Genomic DNA, 15,360 nt, shown 5'->3' with positions numbered 1-15,360 from the left:
CGATCAACCGGCGAGGGGCCCGTCTGGCTCCCCCTTTTAGCGCCCTGACGTGGGAGGAGTCGACCACGCAGCGGGACCAGTCCAGCCGCGAGGCCGCGTTCAGTTCGGCCAGCAGGACCTCGTGCAGCCGCTGCCAGACGCCGGCCTGGTTCCAGTCCCGCAAGCGGCGCCAGCACGTCATGCCCGAGCCGAAGCCGAGACCTTGCGGCAGGTACTCCCATTGGATCCCGGTGTGCAGCACGTACAGGATCCCGCACAACACCTGCCGGTCTGGCAGCGGCTTGCGGCCGGGGTACCGAAGGCGCCGCTCGCGCAGCGGCAGCAGCGGCTCCAGGAGGTCCCACAACTCATCCGACACGATCCACGGCGACGTCCCCACACCAGGCGAACGCTCAACTACCTTCCTCGACACGGCCATCAGGGCCGAGTCACCTCATTGTGTTAGCTGCTGTAAGCGATGATGGACGGCGACACCGGCACTCTCAACGATCTACTCGACGACGGCTTCGCCCTGACCCACATCACGGGGTGCGTGCAACACAAGGGCCGAGTGGCTCGCGCAGATGCGCGCCGAACGGCCTCCTTGACCGTCCGTCGCCCGTCTGGTGCACGGGCTGGGCTGAGCCCGCCGACCGCCTGCTCACGGACGCGCCGTCAGGGAGTCGGGGCGGGGGTGTCGAGCTGACGATCGACCTCGGCCCCGATCGCATCGAGGGTGGCCGTGAGGCGTTCGAGTGACCGTGGCAGGAGCCGGGGCCCACGCTGCCAGCCCCGGGAGCCGAAGACTTCCCACACCGGATCGGTGAGCTCGACCAGCAACTCGGCCTTCCGATTGTCTTGGCGCTCGGAGATCACCACCGCGCGGGCCTGCGTCACGTAGGTACCGATCATCGTGCGCAGGACGTCGGACGGCCAGGTCGGTAGGTAGCTTTCCAGGTTGTCGACCATCCACATGGTCGAGTCGTCGAGCTGAGTCATCCACCGGGCCCGCTCCGACCTGACACGGTCGCGCATCACGTCCGTCCACCCCGGATCGCCGACGGCGGGCTCCTCCACCGCGAGCAGCCGGCCCCCCGCTGAGACGATCTTGAGCATCGACGCCAGAAACTTGTCCCGGGCCTGATGAAGCTCGCCGATCCGCCGCTTGCGGGCCTCCAGCCTGGGAGCCACGAGCCACCCGGTTCCCACCGTCGTGACCAGCGATGTCGCCAGCGCAAGCACCAGCGTCTCCAGCGCCCCCGGTTCGTTCGGCATGCACCGCCCCTCCCCAGCACGCCCCAGCAGCGCGCCGTGCGCCGAAGTCTGCCACCCCGTACTTTTCGGCCCCGACCACAGCTGCTGGACTCGACTGATCTGCACGCGGGCGGTGAGGATTTCGGCCGACCGTTCGACGCACACGACGGCGACCACGCAAGAACGGACGCCGACCGGTCGGTGGCGCAGTACCGGATGACCGATACGCACCGCCGCACTCGGGCCGCGTTCCCAACTCCACGAACCGCGCTCGCCCTCGAGCCATCAAACAGCGGGAAGGGTCGCTCCGCTTCGCAAGATTCCAAGCAGACTTGCCTCATTGGCTGACTCAGCAGACCACCTGACCAGCTTCACAGCCCGCCTGACGCCCCATCAGAACGAGCGTCAAATGAGCGTCAAGACACCTCCACGGGCGTCATTTCAGCGTCAAGATATCGCCCGTAATGCACATAGCGCACATCACACACACCCGCTAAAACCGCAGGTCAGCGGCCCTTTTCGGCAGGCTCAAGGATCGCGACGCACTCCACGTGGTGGGTCATCGGAAAGACGTCAGAAGGGGGAGGACCTGACGTATTCGCAGGTCAGCCGCCATTTACAGCCCCGCCGAAGGACCCCACGGACGCTCGGAGCGTCAAACGAGCGTCACGGCCGAGGCATGAGCTGGCCTCCGCCCAACGAGGCTCAGCCCGCGGTAGGCGCTGGCGCCGCCCCGCCGACGTCGACCCACATCCCCGTGACTACGCCCCACGGAAGGCCATGGAGTGAGGAACCTACCCCTCCTCATGCCCTGCGGTTGGCATCAATCCTCGTCAGCTGAGAGCAGGCTGGCAACTGCCACGACAAGCAGGCGACGGCCGCGGAGGGGTGTGGGACGGCATGCGCGAGCCAGGCAGTATTCCGACGGAGATGGACCGGCTGAAAGGGCACGCTGAACGCGCCTTCGCCGAGGCGCAGAGGGCCGATACAAAAGCAACGGCGTTGTGCGGAATAGCCGGTGGCCTGCTGGCTGCAGGGGTTGCCGTGCTGTCGAGTGCACACGGCATGCCCCCCATCGCGGTGTTTTCCCTTGTCCTGATGTGTCTGTTGCTGATGGCCGCGATAGGGGCTGCGCTGCTCGCGCTGCGGCCCGTGGTCCCAAGGGCGGGGCTGCATACCGAATTGATGGGCGAGGCACTCGTACACGACCGGGCCGGTGTGAGTACGACTGCTCGTGGGGAGCTTGAACGGCATGTCGAGGGCCGCCGACTACGAGTGCTGGCCTGGCTGGCGGACAGGAAGCTGCGAGCGGCCCGCCTGGCCGTCGACTTTGCCCTAGCAGCACTCCTGATGGCTGGAATGTGTCTATTGAGCAACATTCTGGTTAGTTGAGACGATCACCTAAGTGTGTTGGGGCCGCATAGCAGGGGGACGCGTGTATCAGCCGCATGCCACGGTGATCGGCGACAAGTTATGGGCACGTCTGAAGGCGCTCGCACCGCAGCGCGTCAGGCCGGCTCGGAGTGTGCTGCTCCGGCAGGGAGATCCAGCAACTCACGTGATCGTGCTGGAGTCCGGGTCAACGCTGATCACCCTGGCCGGGGTCTGCGGAGAGAGGACGCTTCTTGCCGTGCGCGGCGCCGGTGAGTTACTCGGTGAACTGGCCGTGTTGGACTCCCAGCCTCGCACGGCCACGGTCATCGCCGCCGAGTCCTGTCAGATCCGCATCATCCCGGCTGCCGCTTTCCTCACGTTCGTTGAGGAGCATGATCTGCTGGCCCCGCTCCTGCGCCATGCCATCGCCCGAGTTAGGGAATCCGAGGCCGTGCGGCTCGAACTGGCCACTGCGTCTGTGCCGCTCCGTCTGGCATCGGCTCTGTCGCGGCTGGTCGAGGCCGCATCCGCTTCGGCTTCGGATCTTGCCGTGCGTCTGACCCAGACGGAGCTGTCTCAGATGATTGGCGCTTCCCGCAACGCGGTGGTCAACGCACTCAAGCCCTGGCGTGAGCAGGATTGGGTCCGCACCACCTCCAGCGGTGGGCTCCTCGTTCGCGACATCCATTCGATTCAGTTGCACGCGCGTACGCAGGCGTGACGGGCCGCACTTCAGGCGTGCCCACTACTGGGCAGCGGCGGCCGTCCCGCCCGATCAGCATGGGCACTTCCCTGACCGCCTGTGCTGAAAGGACGGTGCTCAATGGATGCGCCGCTGCACGCAGAGCCCCTGGATGTGCCCGCCGAACTCGCCCTTGTGGCGATCGACATGGAGAAGTACAGCCAGATCCCCGAGGCGAAGATGGCCGCCGCCCGGTGCGACGTGGACGACATCGTGGCGACTGTGCTCGCCGAATGTCAGCTACCCGACCCACAGGAACTCCCCGGCGGCTACAAGGACAGTGGCGACGGGGCGATCCTGCTGTTCCCGCCCTCGGTGCTGGCACGTCTCGTGGACCCGCTGCTCGGCCGGCTCGATGCGGCTCTGGTGCGCTACGAGCGGCAGCGGCTGGCCAGTAGTCCCGTCCTGCGGCTGCGGGCCAGTGTGCACGTCGGCCCGCTGTCCCTGCCCGACCACCGCGGTGACGCCATCAATGACACCACCCGGCTGCTCGACAGCCAGGCGACCCGCCAGGCTCTGTCGGCCGCGAAGGACAGTGACGGCTTCCTTGCTGCCGCGCTCTCTGAGATCGTCTACCAGCGCACCGTGCACGCGGGCCGCACGCAGGATCTGGGCCCACACCACTTCCTTGAGGCGGTTGCCCGCGTCGGCGACAAGCCCGGCTTCGAGCAGCCTTGCCGGATTCATGTGCCGGGCCTGACCGGGCCGGCCGTACGCCCCTACGTCACGGACGCCGCATCACCGGCCGCTGCTCCCTCCTCCACCGCGCAGCCGAGCGACGCGTCAGTGACACCGGTTTCCGGCAGCGGCGGCACGTTCCAGTTCCACGGTCAGGTCAGCGACGCCACGATCGCCAACAGCATCGACACCCTGCGAATCGATCGCCGCCAGCGGTGAGTCGCCTGGCCTTCCGTCCTCCCACACTTCCCACACTCACCCTGGAGCACTCGTATGTCTGACGTGCCGTTCGACCCCATCCAACCGACCAGCGAAGCTACCGAGAACCAGTCCAACGGCTCCGGCGGCTGGCTGCATCGCTTGCGCCCCGGATCCGGCGCTCCCGACCGACGGGACGCGACCCCTGACGCCCCATCTCCTTCCCTCGCTCCCCTACCACCGGATGCCGCCTCTCCCGCGCATCGCGTGCATGAAACGCAAGACCGGGCGACACACGTGTATGGGAACCCCGATGTCGTCGCCCACCACATCAAACAGCTGATCCTTGAGACCCGAAAGCAGGACTTACTAGAGGGCGTCGAGCAAAGTCGCGAGCGACTGCTCGATCAGCCGTTCGTTCGCAGCGCGCACTGGAACACGATCTGGGAGCAGATCGTCAATCCCGCCACCAGCCGCCCCCACCAGCCCGTGATCATCATCGTCGCGCCCCGCTCATACGGCTCGACAACCCTCGCACTGCGGCTTCTGGCCGAGCACACTGCTCACGACGCCACCCTGGTCAAGTTGGACGCAGACTGGAAGACCCCCAGCAAAGGACGCCTGCCGCTGGAGATCGCGCACGCCTACCAGCTTGACCTCAAGCACCCGGCGAAAGATCAGGTATCGGCCGACTTCCTCGACGCGCTGTCGGAACACGCCGCCCACCTCCGGGGTTGCGGTTCCTATCTGGCGCTGACCGTGGCACAGGACCTGTGGAAGGATCACCGTCTCAGCGATCGCGACGGCATCCAAGTGGTTCATCTGCACGAGGCTCCCGATGCCCAGGAAGTCGTAGAGGCGCATCTGGACGCCAACGGCTACGGACAGCTGGTCACATCGCTTTGCTCCTTCCCCAAGGCCACGGCTTCCTTGCGCGGACTGACGGCAGTGGCCGCCGTACGGGCCGCGTACTCCGCCGTGACGGCTTGGAAGGAACATATCCACGTCGGCTCCCAGCAGTCGCGAGTGCGGGCAGACTCCGACGGCGGAACCCCGGCCACGCTGGAAGAACGCATCATCGCGGCTCTGACCGACTGGCGCGGCGAACTCGACGGCCGGTTCGGCGAGATGAACAGCCTGTACGCCCACGACAACCCCTCACTCACCGTGGAGGACCGCTGTCTGCTGCTGGCCCTAGCTGTGCAGCAGACGGCACCCATGCCCGTCGTCGCGCGCAGTGCGGCCGCTCTGCTGAAAGCCATCGGCGACGCCCCCGACGCTCCCGGCGCAGCAGCAAAATTCTCACCGCCCCTCAGTGCGCTGGCCGGACGGGGAATGCGTCGGCGCATCCAGGATGTCGGGGGTGAAGTTGACCTGCAGGACACCGTGGTCTTCGACCGGCCTGCTTATGGACGCGCCGTGCTGGAGTATGTCTGGGACAACTACGACGTCATGCGTGAGCCCTTGCTGACCTGGCTCGTCGCGACGGCTCAAAGCGCCGATCCGGAAGACAACGCGGTGGCTGCGTTGGCCGAGCTCACCGTGCGGCACGGGTCAGTGGACTACCTCACGACACTGGGCGCCCTGGTCGGCAGCAGTCATCCCAAGGTGCTTGGTGCGGTCATGGAACGTGCCGTGCATAACGAACACGTGGGACGCCTGGCGTGGGAGGCGCTGTACGGATGGGCAGAGAAGGAGAGTTACGCGCCCGCGGTGATTACACTGTGCCGACGCATCCTGGAGGACTCCTCCGTCGCCACTTCTCTGGCCAAGCGGGCAATGGTGCGCCTGCGCCGGGTCACGCACAAGAACACCTCCGGCACCGTGATCGGCCAAGTCCAGGCTGCCTTCGACTCTCTGGTCCTTCACCCCACCGTCGCCCTGCGACTGGCCGGTGAAGTCGTGAGCTGGCAGAGGGGCAAGGTCTCCTCCGCTCGCAGCGGCGCCCTGGCCTTCCTAGCATTGATGACCCTCGGCCACGACGGCACGCCGTGGCTCGTGGACACCCCTCCCACGGACATCGACGTACAGCGCGGCGTCCACGACCTGCTGTCCTCTTCGGAGACCGCCGCCGAGGTCACCTCGCGTCTGACGGACTGGATTCGTGCTTGTGCCGACGATCCCAGCGCCTATATGCAGTTGCGCGACCAGCTTCTGCCGGCGCTGCGGGGCCACAACATGTTCGAGGCCGGCTGGAGGTTCATGAGCGGGCTGCGCGGCATCTCCACCGTTGAGGGTTTCAGCGTGGCCGACGACTTCTACAACCACCTCGTCGACAGCCGTGTGCGCACGGTCTTCCCGCTCGAAGAGAACCTCGTATGAGGTGGCCATGGCGCCGCGCCGTCCGTACAAGCAGGTCTGCCCAGCCACGATTGCTGCCCAGTGCCACCGATGGCATCGCCTTCGAGGCCCTATACACAATCACCTGGCGACCACTATGGCGGGTGCCTCCCAGCGTGGAGGAGACGGTACGCGCCACCGTGCATGCCACGGCGACCGAGACAGCTGTACGTCTGCGCGCCTCGGACGTGCCCGCCGCACAGGATGTCGTCAACGCGGCTCTCGGCACTCTACCCCGCCGTGCCCCGAACTACTGCCTGCTGAACGTCAAGGCGACTCTCGGTCTGCCCAGCGCAGCACAGGAGCTGCTGGCCCAGCGGGCAGCGGACGAGCAACGCGTCCGCCGCCTGCGCTTCTTGAAGGACAACCTCTACGACCACCCGGACCTCGTCGTCCTGGACCAACTCGAACACCACGCCCCCGGCGCCCTGGGCGACGAGCATGTTGCCGAACTCCAGCGCCTTGCGCGCCTGATCTACTCCTGCGACCGCTGGTGGTTCCCGCTCCTGCAGCAATGGGAGCAGGTCGGCCAAGGGTTCACGAACATTGAGAAGCGACAGCAGGCCATGCTCGTACTGTCCGACTCCCTTAAGGCTCTCAACGGCGGCAGTCTCCCCAGCGGCATCGCAGCAGTGGACATGTCCGGGTCTGACGGAGCACCCCGAAGGGCGCACCCATGAAGCTCGCCCTGTGGCGGATGCTGCTGGCACCCCTAACCAGCCTCCGAGCCCTGTTCATTCAACGGCGCAGCGCAACACCCCTGTCCTACGACGTCGCCTGGCGCCGGGCCCGCCTGGACCGTTGTCCCGACGACATGGTCTATCGACTACACGGCCACCGAAGCACCGCACCCGACCAAGCATCCAGTGCTCAGTCGCGCTTGGCCGCGCCGAGAAACGACGAGCCGACCGACCGGCGCGCCTGACCGACGTCTCTGCAAACACACAAACACCTTCGCCCTGTCCATGAGGACAGGGCGAAGGACGTTCATGCGGCAATGGTCAGGGGCGCGTCCAAACGCTCGGGTCTGGTGCAGGTTTGGGTGACAGGTTCGGTCACACGGCCCGGAGAGCCGGTGCGGTCATGACGGTCGCGAATTCGATGGGGGTCAGCCGGCCGAGCGAGGCTTGTCTGCGGCGGCGGTGGTAGGTCCGCTCGATCCAGGTCACGATCGCGATCCGCAGTTCCTCGCGGGTGGCCCACGACCGGCGGTCGAGGACGTTCTTCTGCAGCAGGCTGAAGAAGGACTCCATGGCCGCGTTGTCGCCCGCCGCGCCGACCCTCCCTATCGATCCGACGATCCGGTGCCGATCGAGCGCCCGCACGAACTTCCGCGACCGGAACCGGGATCCGCGATCGCTGTGCAGAATGCACCCGGCGACGTGTCCACGCCGGGCAATAGCGTTGTCAAGGGCTGCGACGGCCAGGCGAGACTTCATCCACGTGTCGATCGAATAGCCCACGATCCTCTTGCTGAAGGCGTCCTTGATCGCACAGACATACAACTTGCTTTCCGCTGGGGCGTGTTCGGTGATGGCAGTGAGCCACAGGCGGTTCGGGCCGTCGGCGGTGAAGTCGCGACGGACGAGGTCGTCATGCACCGGCGGGCCGGCCTTCCTGCCCCGGCCCCGTTTCTTTCCGAACACGCTCCACCAGCCGTTGTCCCGGCAGATCCGCCACGCGGTCCGGTCGGCCATCGCGGCTCCCGAGCCGCGGGCCTCGTCGGCCAGGAACCGGTAGCCGAACTCCGGGCCCTCACGGTGGGCGTCGAACAACGCGTTCGCACGCGTCGCCTGCTCGAACTCGGCATCAGCCACCGGACGATCGAGCCAGCGATAGTAGGGCTGGCGGGAGAGCTTCAGGACCCGGCACGTGACCGTCACAGGAATCCCGCCCGTGGCCAGCTCTTTCACGAGCGGGTAGATCCTTTTCCCGGCAGATGCGCCTGCGACAAGTAGGCCGCGGCCCGCCGCAGGACCTCGTTCTCCTGCTCCAGCAGCCTGATCCGCTGACGCGCTTCCCGCAGTTCTGCGTTCTCCTGGCTGGTCGTCCCGGGCTTCGTCCCGTCGTCGATGTCCGCGCGACGCATCCACTTCCACAGCGTCATCGCGTGCACTCCGAAGTCGGCGGCCACCTGCTCGACGTCCTGGCGGAACTCTTCCGGGTATGGCTTGGGCACAGCGACATCCTTCCCACCCGCCCCACAGGGCAAGCCAGTTCAGATGTCACCCGATCGTGCAGCAGACCCCTCCCCCATACCGCAGCCGTCGGGTAGTTGTGCGACTGGACGTCTGCGCACACTGCCCGAGCCCCAGCATCCACCGCCTTCACACTCGCTCCGCCCCACGCCGCCACGTCCACGTTGCCTGGATTCTGCAGCGCCTCGTGCAGCACGTCGCCTCGCGATTGCGTCGGGGGACTTGGAGCCGAAGACGACGCCTCACCGCCGGCCGAGCAGCCGGCCACCCCCAGCAGTACGCCAACCACGGCCACACTTACTGGTGGTATCAGAATGAGGTTCGGAGGCGGCGGAGGCATATGAGGCTGCAGGCCAGTTCGAGCAGACCCTGATGGAGGTCAGCGCGTCGTTCGTAGCGGATGCGGAGTCGTTTGAACTGGTGCAGCCAGGCGAAGGCGCGTTCTACGACCCAGCGCACCTTGCCCAGTCCGGAACTGTGGGCGATGCCGCGTCGGGCGATCAGCGGTTTGATGCCGCGCTTCCACAGCAGGCGGCGGTACTTGTCGAAGTCGTAGCCCCGGTCGGCGTACAGGCGCCGCGGCTTGCAGCGGGGGCGTCCCCGTAGGCCCCGGATCGGCGGCACGGCGTCCAACAGGGGCACGAGCTGGGTGACGTCGTGCCGGTTGCCGCCGGTGAGGGTGACGGCGAGCGGGGTTCCGTGGCGGTCGACGATCAGGTGGTGCTTGGAGCCTGGGCGGGCACGGTCGACGGATGAAGGCCCGACGTGGTCCCCCCTTTGAGGGCCCGGATGTGCGAGCCGTCCACGGAGCAGTCGTCCAGGTTCAGCAGGCCGGCGCGGCGCAGCTCGGCGAGCAGGGTTGCGTGCAGGCGTGGCCAGACACCGGCCTCAGTCCAGTCCCGCAGTCGACGCCAGGCCGTGACTCCGGAGCAGCCCACGGTCTCAGCGGGGACGTCGCGCCAGGCGACGCCGGTCCGCAGGACGTACAGGATGCCGGCGAGAGCTGCCCGGTCCGGAACGCGACACCGCCCGGGATGACGGTGGCGCCGTTCGGGAGCAGGTGGCAGCAGCGGGGCCACCCGCTCCCACAAGTCGTCCGAAACAAGATCAGCACGCACCCGGACACCCTGCCGACCACGATCGACGAGCGCAAGACCCACGGCTCAACCCACCCTGAAACGAACAAGCCGTGACTGCCGGTTGCCGCCTTGCCGAAGAAGCGTGCGTGATCCCCTTGCAGGAGCTGTCCGAACTGATCTCCGCGCTCCGGAGAATCGATTCCTCCTCGGGACTCGCTCGTTGATCACCACGCACACCGAACGCCCGATCATGGAGTCCTCACCGTGAAGATCCGCGCCTCCGCTACCGCGGCCCTCATGGCCGTATCCGTTCTGACCGCTCTCGCCCCGTCCCAGGCGCTCGCCGCCGCTCAGGCCCCGCCCTGCACGAAGAAGAACATCGCCTACCTCGACGCCCAGAACGCCCAGGAGGATGCCGAGGCCAAGGTCACCGAGGCTGAGCAGGCCCTCGACCGGGCCCGCGGCGACCGCACCACGCTCGACAAGGCAGCCGCGCAGGGGCGGCAGATCGTGGACTTCCTGCAAAGCACCCCCTCTGACGAAGCCAGGCGTGCCATGTTCGATCTCGCGGACGAGAACTACGCACTCTCGCAGGCTGCCGAGAAGTACGATCCGGCCGCGACCGCCGACGCTGCGGTGAAGCTGGCCGACGCCGCCGACAAGGCCCTCACCGACCACAAGGTCGACGACTTCACCGCCCGAAACGTCCGACACATGACGTCGATCCTGCGCGCGTACTCCGAGACCGTACGCAAGGCGACGGAAGCCCCGAACGTCGAGGCCCGCCAAACAGATCTGGACAGGGCCCGGTCCGAGCAGGCCGAGGCGCATCAGAAAGTGCGGCCCGCCCGCGACGCCTACCGCACGTGCCTGGACAACCTCGGCTGAAAGCCGCAGCAGGAACACAGGTGTCCGGCAGGGGAATCAACACTGCCGGACACCTGTGCGTTCTCAGACCTCATTCTGAAACGATCAGTTAGGCGACGGCGCCGCGGCCGTCATTCATCGGCAGCGCGGCGCCCTGGCGCCGCCCCACAGCGGCACAGTGCGGGTATGCCAGGTCAGCTGGAAGCCGTTGCCGTAGTCGCGGGGATCGAGGTGCGGGTCCTTCCCCGCGAGAACGACGGTGACGAGCAACCAAGCCCCTCTGCTTCCATCTATCTGCTCGGATACGGTCTGGCCCATGGCTTCCCGCGAACACCCGCCGCTTCCTGAGTCGGTCCGTCATGGTCTGCGTGCCATCGTCTTCGATACGAACTCCTTTCCCCGCGGTGGGCTCGACTTGGATCTCCTGCGGGAGTGGGCACAGCGAGCCTCGGATGATGGGTTCGAAGTCTGGGTGCCGGAGCCGGTGCTGTGGGAACTTGCGGAACACGCCGCCGCGTCTTGGGAGGCTTGGCGGGCGAGTACGAACCGAGCCAGGAGATCTATGCGAGCGGCCGGTTTGAGGATCCCCTCCGACGATCCTTACTCCTCGCGTGCGGAGGTGATGGCCGCTGTGGACACGTCCGTTCGAAGCCTTGCTCCGTCCGTCCGGATCATCGCCCTCGACGGTGATCTGGCAGTAGAGGCGCTCCGTGACCAGGTGCAGATACGCCCGCCCGCCAACAAGAAGAGTGACGTCAAGACGGGTGCCGCCGACAGCGCATGGATCAGGCAGGTGCTGCGGGCCTCCGACGGCAGCATCGACTCCTTCGTGATCGTAGGGGCGGACGCAGATGTCTACGACGCCTTCAAGGGCTGGAGCCTCCCGAAGCCACACATGGTGCCTTTGCACGCACTCCAGGGAACACTCTTCGTCCTGGAGGCTCCGAGCGACGAGACGAGGGACTCCTTGGTGCAGTTCCTCCAGGGCGCGGTGGGCCAGCCGCTGGAGGCGGGGCGCACTCCGGATGAGGACCTGACTCTGGGCGAGGTCGGAGCTCTAACCGATCTTTTCGGCGATTGGGAAGACGACCAGATTCGCGACGTGGAGCTCGGCGACATCACAGCCGTCGTGGGTATGAACGATGTGAAGATCAGCCGGAGAGGACTGGCCACCGCGGAGGTTTTCCTCTTGGTCGAAGCCGAGTACAGCAGCTGGCGGATCGACGAAGACGGAACTCTAGTTGCCCACTCATCGAACATCCCGCAAATCCTGGTGCGGGACGTGCTCAGCTTCACCCTCGATGGCGGCGCGGTCACTCGTGCCCGCTCCGAGATTGGTCAAGCCACGGCAACCCGAGCAGACAACCACGCCTACAGCGACCCGTCGGATGCGCTCTTCGAGCTCATCGACAACCTCAGGCTGATCCCGGGTATTGCGGAAGATCTGGAACTACTGGACGACGGTATGGTTTCCACAACGTTTTCCAATGGCTTCGACCTCGCGCTGGAAGTGGAGCACGGCGGCGGAGATCCTCATTGGACAGCCACATTCACTCTGTCGAAGGGGACATGGTCGGACACCCTCGAAGTGCGCTGCGAGTGGGACTCCCTCCGCGTCCCGTACGAGGATCCAGACATCTTTCCCGCGTACGTGCTCACATCCGGCGATGCCTGTGACCTGAACATCCCAGCCGAATGGGCACCGACCACCTGGGCCATCAACCGCATGTGGCCCCCTGCGTCCACATGACCGCACGGGCGCTCACGGCTACGCCCGCGTCGGTGAGGGCGCTGTGGCCGTCGCAGCGTGGCGCTGAACGTCAGCAGTAGCAGATACCGGAGCCGTCACGACGGGTCGACCAAACCCTTGGCACTGTACGCCGGGCACTTGACAGAATCTAGCGGGTGAAGGAAGCCCACATATCCAAGCAGCACCTCGTCTCCCAGGTCCTCCTCAGGCAGTTCACGATGCTTGGACCGAAAGCCAGCGGCCGGCAGCTATTGCCCATCGACCTGTGGAACCCGGAACGCCGGCAAAAGCTGAAGGGCCCCGGGGCGTGCGGCGCGGCCAAAGACTTCGTTGCGTTCGACTCCGCGTCTGCCGAGGATCTGTGGGGATCGGTGGAGACACGCGTGCCCGCCGCGCTCGCGGCTGTGAAAGCCGGCACTCCGTTCGCCGACCCCCTGCACGTCGAGGTACTGCGCGACCTAGTCGTACTCCACTATGTGCGCTCGCACCGCTACCGCGGCGTGTACACCAGCGCGTTCGAGACTGTGAGCGTGAATGTCCGCAGTGAGCTCGTCAGGCAGTATCCGGAGCACGTCCGTCGTGAGGCGCTGCGCCAGACCGGGTTTCATCTGTCTGGTTTCGGCTCCCTCGGTTCCTTTGCCGAGCGTCTCATCGAGCAGTCCGAGGCCACCCAGGACTTCGGGAGCGGCAAGCTGTTTCGCACAAGCATCGAGAACATTTTCAACAAAGCACGCGCCATGGCGGCGAAGTGGAATGTAGAGGTGTTGAGTCCGGAGAGCGGGCAGTTCCTGATCGGCGACAATCCAGGGGTGTCCGTGCGCATGGACACGACGCCCTTCTCGTACAACATGGCCTTCGGGGACGCGCACTCCGTCGTTCTGCCCATCGGTCCCCGGCACCTGCTGGCCTTGGGACCAAGAAACCTGCTGGGCAGCGTCCCCGGAACCGTCGTCGACGAGCTCAACACTGTGCAGATCCTCGCTGCCTACCGTTACGTCTATATGCACCCTCGAAGTGAGCTGGAGACGTTCGCCAGGGCCAAAGCGAGACAGCGGCAAGCAGACCGCGCGAACGACTGAATGCCGGCGGACCATTTTCCTGCGGAACATGGGAAGCCATGTTGAAGGCGGACGATGAGGGCTGGACCCTGTCGTGGCCGGTGGAGTGGCAGGGACGTTCGCCGCTGCGCGGGCTGGTGAGTGACGAGGAGGGCCCGGCGGAGGTCTGTTCGGCGATGCGCGAAGGGCCAGCCTCACGAGCGCGCCCGGGCTTTCTGGTCTGGGCGCGCTCGTGAGGTGTGGCTCTTCGCGTGAGCCGGTGTTCGGGTCCAGGTGGTGGCGGCAGAAAGGCGGTCCGGCTTCGTCTCAGAGCTGAGGGTTGTCCTCTAGGAGAAGTCTAGGATCTGCCTTGCGTCGCGGTCCGTGCGTCAGCACGGAGGTCTGGGGGCAGGGTCCAATTCGCCGTTCAGGAGGGCCTTGATGATCCTCTGGGTGCGGTCCCACATCTCGGTCCCGTGGCCGGCGAGATTGTGGTCGAGTTCGTGCTGTGGCATGTCGAGCACCTGCTTCATCTCGCCGACCAAGGTGGGCCATGGCGCCAGCGAGTCAGTCAGGCCCTCCACGTTGCCGGACCAATCGGCCCGGCGTGCTCCCAGGACGAAGGCAACCATAAAGACGGCCATGATGGGCTCGCTGTCGAGAACGATATGCCCGCCCATACCTGCGAAGTTTCCCTTGCCGGTCAAGGCGGCCATCGTACGGGTGACAACGGGGAGCTGGAGGAAGAGGGCTGCGGCTGGGGAGCGGGCCTCCTCCCATTCGGAATCGGTGGCGTCGGCGAGCGCGTTAGCCATTTTCGGCAGGGAGACGAAGTCGGCGGACTCAACGAGGGCGCTCGCCGGACCGGTCAGCCAAGGGTCGGCCTCTTCCACGCGCTGTCGTCTGCCCGGGGAAACGCCGAGGACCTTCTCGATCGTCTCCGCTTCCTCCTCTGTCACATCCGGCTGCTTGCCGAGGGCGAAGATCTGCAGCAGATGTGCAACCGCTGTTGCCCGTTCGTCGGCCGTGACGCGGATCGGGCGGGGCAGCGCGTTCTTGCCGCGCTTCGCAGCCATGGTCGTAGCGACGGCACTCACCACCGCATCCTGTTCGGTAACCGGGTCGAGGCCCTGGCGGGATGCCTCGGCCTGAAGGTCCTGCTCCACCTCGTGCAACAGCGTGGTCAGCACGGCGGTCGCCGATGCACGCACAGCGTCCAGGGCAACGGGAAAGCCCTCGACCCAGAGCACGACACGCAGCACGTCCACGTTCTGCGTGTGCTCACGCCAGCGCAGGAGTTGGACGAGCTGCTGATCGCTGCCAACCGGGTAGATCCAAACAGGCCAGCGCCCATCGTTGCCGGCGCGCACGGGGCGCGACATAAGGCCGTCTTGACGGAAGTCCTCCAGCCGCCTCTCGGTCATCGTGCCGAAGCCGGCAGACATCGCGGCGCGAAGGAGGTCGTCGCGCTGTAGGACACGGGGTTCAACTGCCATGCGGGGCAGCGTAGAGGCACGGTGGGCGACAGGAGGAGCCGAGTACTCCCGACCCAGGCCGCTCTAACTTGCAATCGCCCCTATCCCCGTTGTCACCTGCGGCTTTGCCCTGCTTCTGTGAGTCCACGACGCCAACACGGGCGTCTCTCCCCTCTCTCGAAAGGACTTGACCATGTCCAGGAAACAGGTTGCGGCGGTGGCCGGTGTGATCGTGCGGGCCCTCGCGAAACGGTGGGCCGACGACAACGGCCTCACCAGGGGTCAGGCCGTACTGCTCGCCTGGGCGGCAGGAGCCCTCGCGTCAGCGGCCGTCATGCATGTCTGACCCTTCCGACGGAGCGCTGCACCGCCGCAGACGTCGTGCGCGG

Annotated in this window: 13 protein-coding genes and 2 pseudogenes; 9 read left to right on the top strand and 6 right to left on the bottom strand. The window is 66.3% G+C overall.

Annotation, left to right across the window (positions count from 1 at the left end; genetic code table 11):
- Nucleotides 1–396 (bottom strand): annotated as a pseudogene (locus AB0E91_RS24085) (transposase); the annotation flags it as partial.
- 258 nt (nt 397–654) lie between these two features.
- Entirely contained in the window at nt 655–1,410 is a 756-nt protein-coding gene (locus AB0E91_RS24080; protein WP_361785509.1) for a hypothetical protein, read from the bottom strand.
- A gap of 723 nt (nt 1,411–2,133) precedes the next feature.
- Here AB0E91_RS24080 and AB0E91_RS24075 point away from each other — a divergent pair.
- From AB0E91_RS24075 to AB0E91_RS24055, 5 genes are all read left to right on the top strand, one after another.
- Nucleotides 2,134–2,625, top strand: coding sequence for a hypothetical protein (locus tag AB0E91_RS24075; RefSeq protein ID WP_361785506.1), 492 nt, complete (start codon nt 2,134–2,136; stop codon nt 2,623–2,625).
- Nucleotides 2,626–2,668: 43 nt separating this feature from the next.
- Nucleotides 2,669–3,328, top strand: coding sequence for a Crp/Fnr family transcriptional regulator (locus tag AB0E91_RS24070; protein ID WP_094216368.1), 660 nt, complete (start codon nt 2,669–2,671; stop codon nt 3,326–3,328).
- A gap of 102 nt (nt 3,329–3,430) precedes the next feature.
- Complete coding sequence (locus AB0E91_RS24065; RefSeq protein ID WP_361785503.1) at nt 3,431–4,246, top strand: hypothetical protein; 816 nt, start codon at nt 3,431–3,433, stop codon at nt 4,244–4,246.
- A gap of 54 nt (nt 4,247–4,300) precedes the next feature.
- Nucleotides 4,301–6,547: a hypothetical protein gene (locus AB0E91_RS24060; protein WP_361785500.1), complete on the top strand. Its 2,247-nt coding sequence runs from the start codon at nt 4,301–4,303 to the stop codon at nt 6,545–6,547.
- 122 nt (nt 6,548–6,669) lie between these two features.
- Nucleotides 6,670–7,245, top strand: coding sequence for a hypothetical protein (locus AB0E91_RS24055; RefSeq protein WP_361785497.1), 576 nt, complete (start codon nt 6,670–6,672; stop codon nt 7,243–7,245).
- Between the two features lie 375 nt (nt 7,246–7,620).
- Here the strand turns inward: AB0E91_RS24055 and AB0E91_RS24050 are convergent.
- Together AB0E91_RS24050 and AB0E91_RS24045 are read right to left on the bottom strand one after the other, a co-directional pair.
- Nucleotides 7,621–8,702 (bottom strand): annotated as a pseudogene (locus AB0E91_RS24050) (IS3 family transposase); the annotation flags it as partial.
- Between the two features lie 370 nt (nt 8,703–9,072).
- Nucleotides 9,073–9,881 (bottom strand): IS5 family transposase gene (locus tag AB0E91_RS24045; RefSeq protein WP_361785494.1). Its coding sequence is split into 2 segments (ribosomal slippage): nt 9,073–9,542 and nt 9,542–9,881, totalling 810 coding nucleotides; the frame shifts between segments, so codons are not numbered across the junction.
- A gap of 225 nt (nt 9,882–10,106) precedes the next feature.
- Between AB0E91_RS24045 and AB0E91_RS24040 the strand changes: the two genes are divergently transcribed.
- Nucleotides 10,107–10,730 (top strand): hypothetical protein, encoded by a 624-nt coding sequence (locus tag AB0E91_RS24040; RefSeq protein ID WP_361785491.1) that lies wholly within the window; start codon nt 10,107–10,109, stop codon nt 10,728–10,730.
- Nucleotides 10,731–10,844: 114 nt separating this feature from the next.
- Here the strand turns inward: AB0E91_RS24040 and AB0E91_RS24035 are convergent, their stop codons facing one another.
- The gene (locus AB0E91_RS24035) at nt 10,845–10,979 is read right to left on the bottom strand and encodes a hypothetical protein (protein WP_361785488.1); all 135 of its coding nucleotides are present in this window, start codon (nt 10,977–10,979) and stop codon (nt 10,845–10,847) included.
- A 46-nt stretch (nt 10,980–11,025) separates the two neighbouring features.
- On the opposite strand from AB0E91_RS24035, the gene AB0E91_RS24030 reads away from it, so the two are divergent.
- Together AB0E91_RS24030 and AB0E91_RS24025 are read left to right on the top strand one after the other, a co-directional pair.
- Entirely contained in the window at nt 11,026–12,459 is a 1,434-nt protein-coding gene (locus tag AB0E91_RS24030; protein ID WP_361785485.1) for a hypothetical protein, read from the top strand.
- 155 nt (nt 12,460–12,614) lie between these two features.
- Nucleotides 12,615–13,538 carry a DUF4238 domain-containing protein gene (locus AB0E91_RS24025; protein ID WP_361785482.1) on the top strand — a complete coding sequence of 308 codons (924 nt, stop codon included), beginning with the start codon at nt 12,615–12,617 and terminating at the stop codon, nt 13,536–13,538.
- Between the two features lie 347 nt (nt 13,539–13,885).
- Here AB0E91_RS24025 and AB0E91_RS24020 read toward each other — a convergent pair whose 3' ends face one another.
- Entirely contained in the window at nt 13,886–14,992 is a 1,107-nt protein-coding gene (locus tag AB0E91_RS24020) for a hypothetical protein (RefSeq protein WP_361785479.1), read from the bottom strand.
- 172 nt (nt 14,993–15,164) lie between these two features.
- Between AB0E91_RS24020 and AB0E91_RS24015 the strand changes: the two genes are divergently transcribed.
- Complete coding sequence (locus tag AB0E91_RS24015; RefSeq protein WP_361785476.1) at nt 15,165–15,317, top strand: hypothetical protein; 153 nt, start codon at nt 15,165–15,167, stop codon at nt 15,315–15,317.
- Nucleotides 15,318–15,360: the final 43 nt, after the last annotated feature.

This window comes from Streptomyces sp. NPDC026659, assembly GCF_040638245.1.
In the GTDB taxonomy this organism is placed as follows: domain Bacteria; phylum Actinomycetota; class Actinomycetes; order Streptomycetales; family Streptomycetaceae; genus Streptomyces.
The sequence above is the reverse complement of the archived record's forward strand: the minus strand, read 5'-3'. Positions and strand labels throughout refer to the sequence as shown.

Excerpts from the sequence above, each read along its gene's own strand:
- AB0E91_RS24075 (WP_361785506.1), top strand. The coding sequence starts at position 2,134 with ATGCGCGAGCCAGGCAGTATTCCGACGGAGATGGACCGGCTGAAAGGG.
- AB0E91_RS24065 (WP_361785503.1), top strand. The coding sequence starts at position 3,431 with ATGGATGCGCCGCTGCACGCAGAGCCCCTGGATGTGCCCGCCGAACTC.
- AB0E91_RS24060 (WP_361785500.1), top strand. The coding sequence starts at position 4,301 with ATGTCTGACGTGCCGTTCGACCCCATCCAACCGACCAGCGAAGCTACC.
- AB0E91_RS24030 (WP_361785485.1), top strand. The coding sequence starts at position 11,026 with ATGGCTTCCCGCGAACACCCGCCGCTTCCTGAGTCGGTCCGTCATGGT.
- AB0E91_RS24020 (WP_361785479.1), bottom strand. The coding sequence starts at position 14,992 with ATGGCAGTTGAACCCCGTGTCCTACAGCGCGACGACCTCCTTCGCGCC.
- AB0E91_RS24015 (WP_361785476.1), top strand. The coding sequence starts at position 15,165 with ATGTCCAGGAAACAGGTTGCGGCGGTGGCCGGTGTGATCGTGCGGGCC.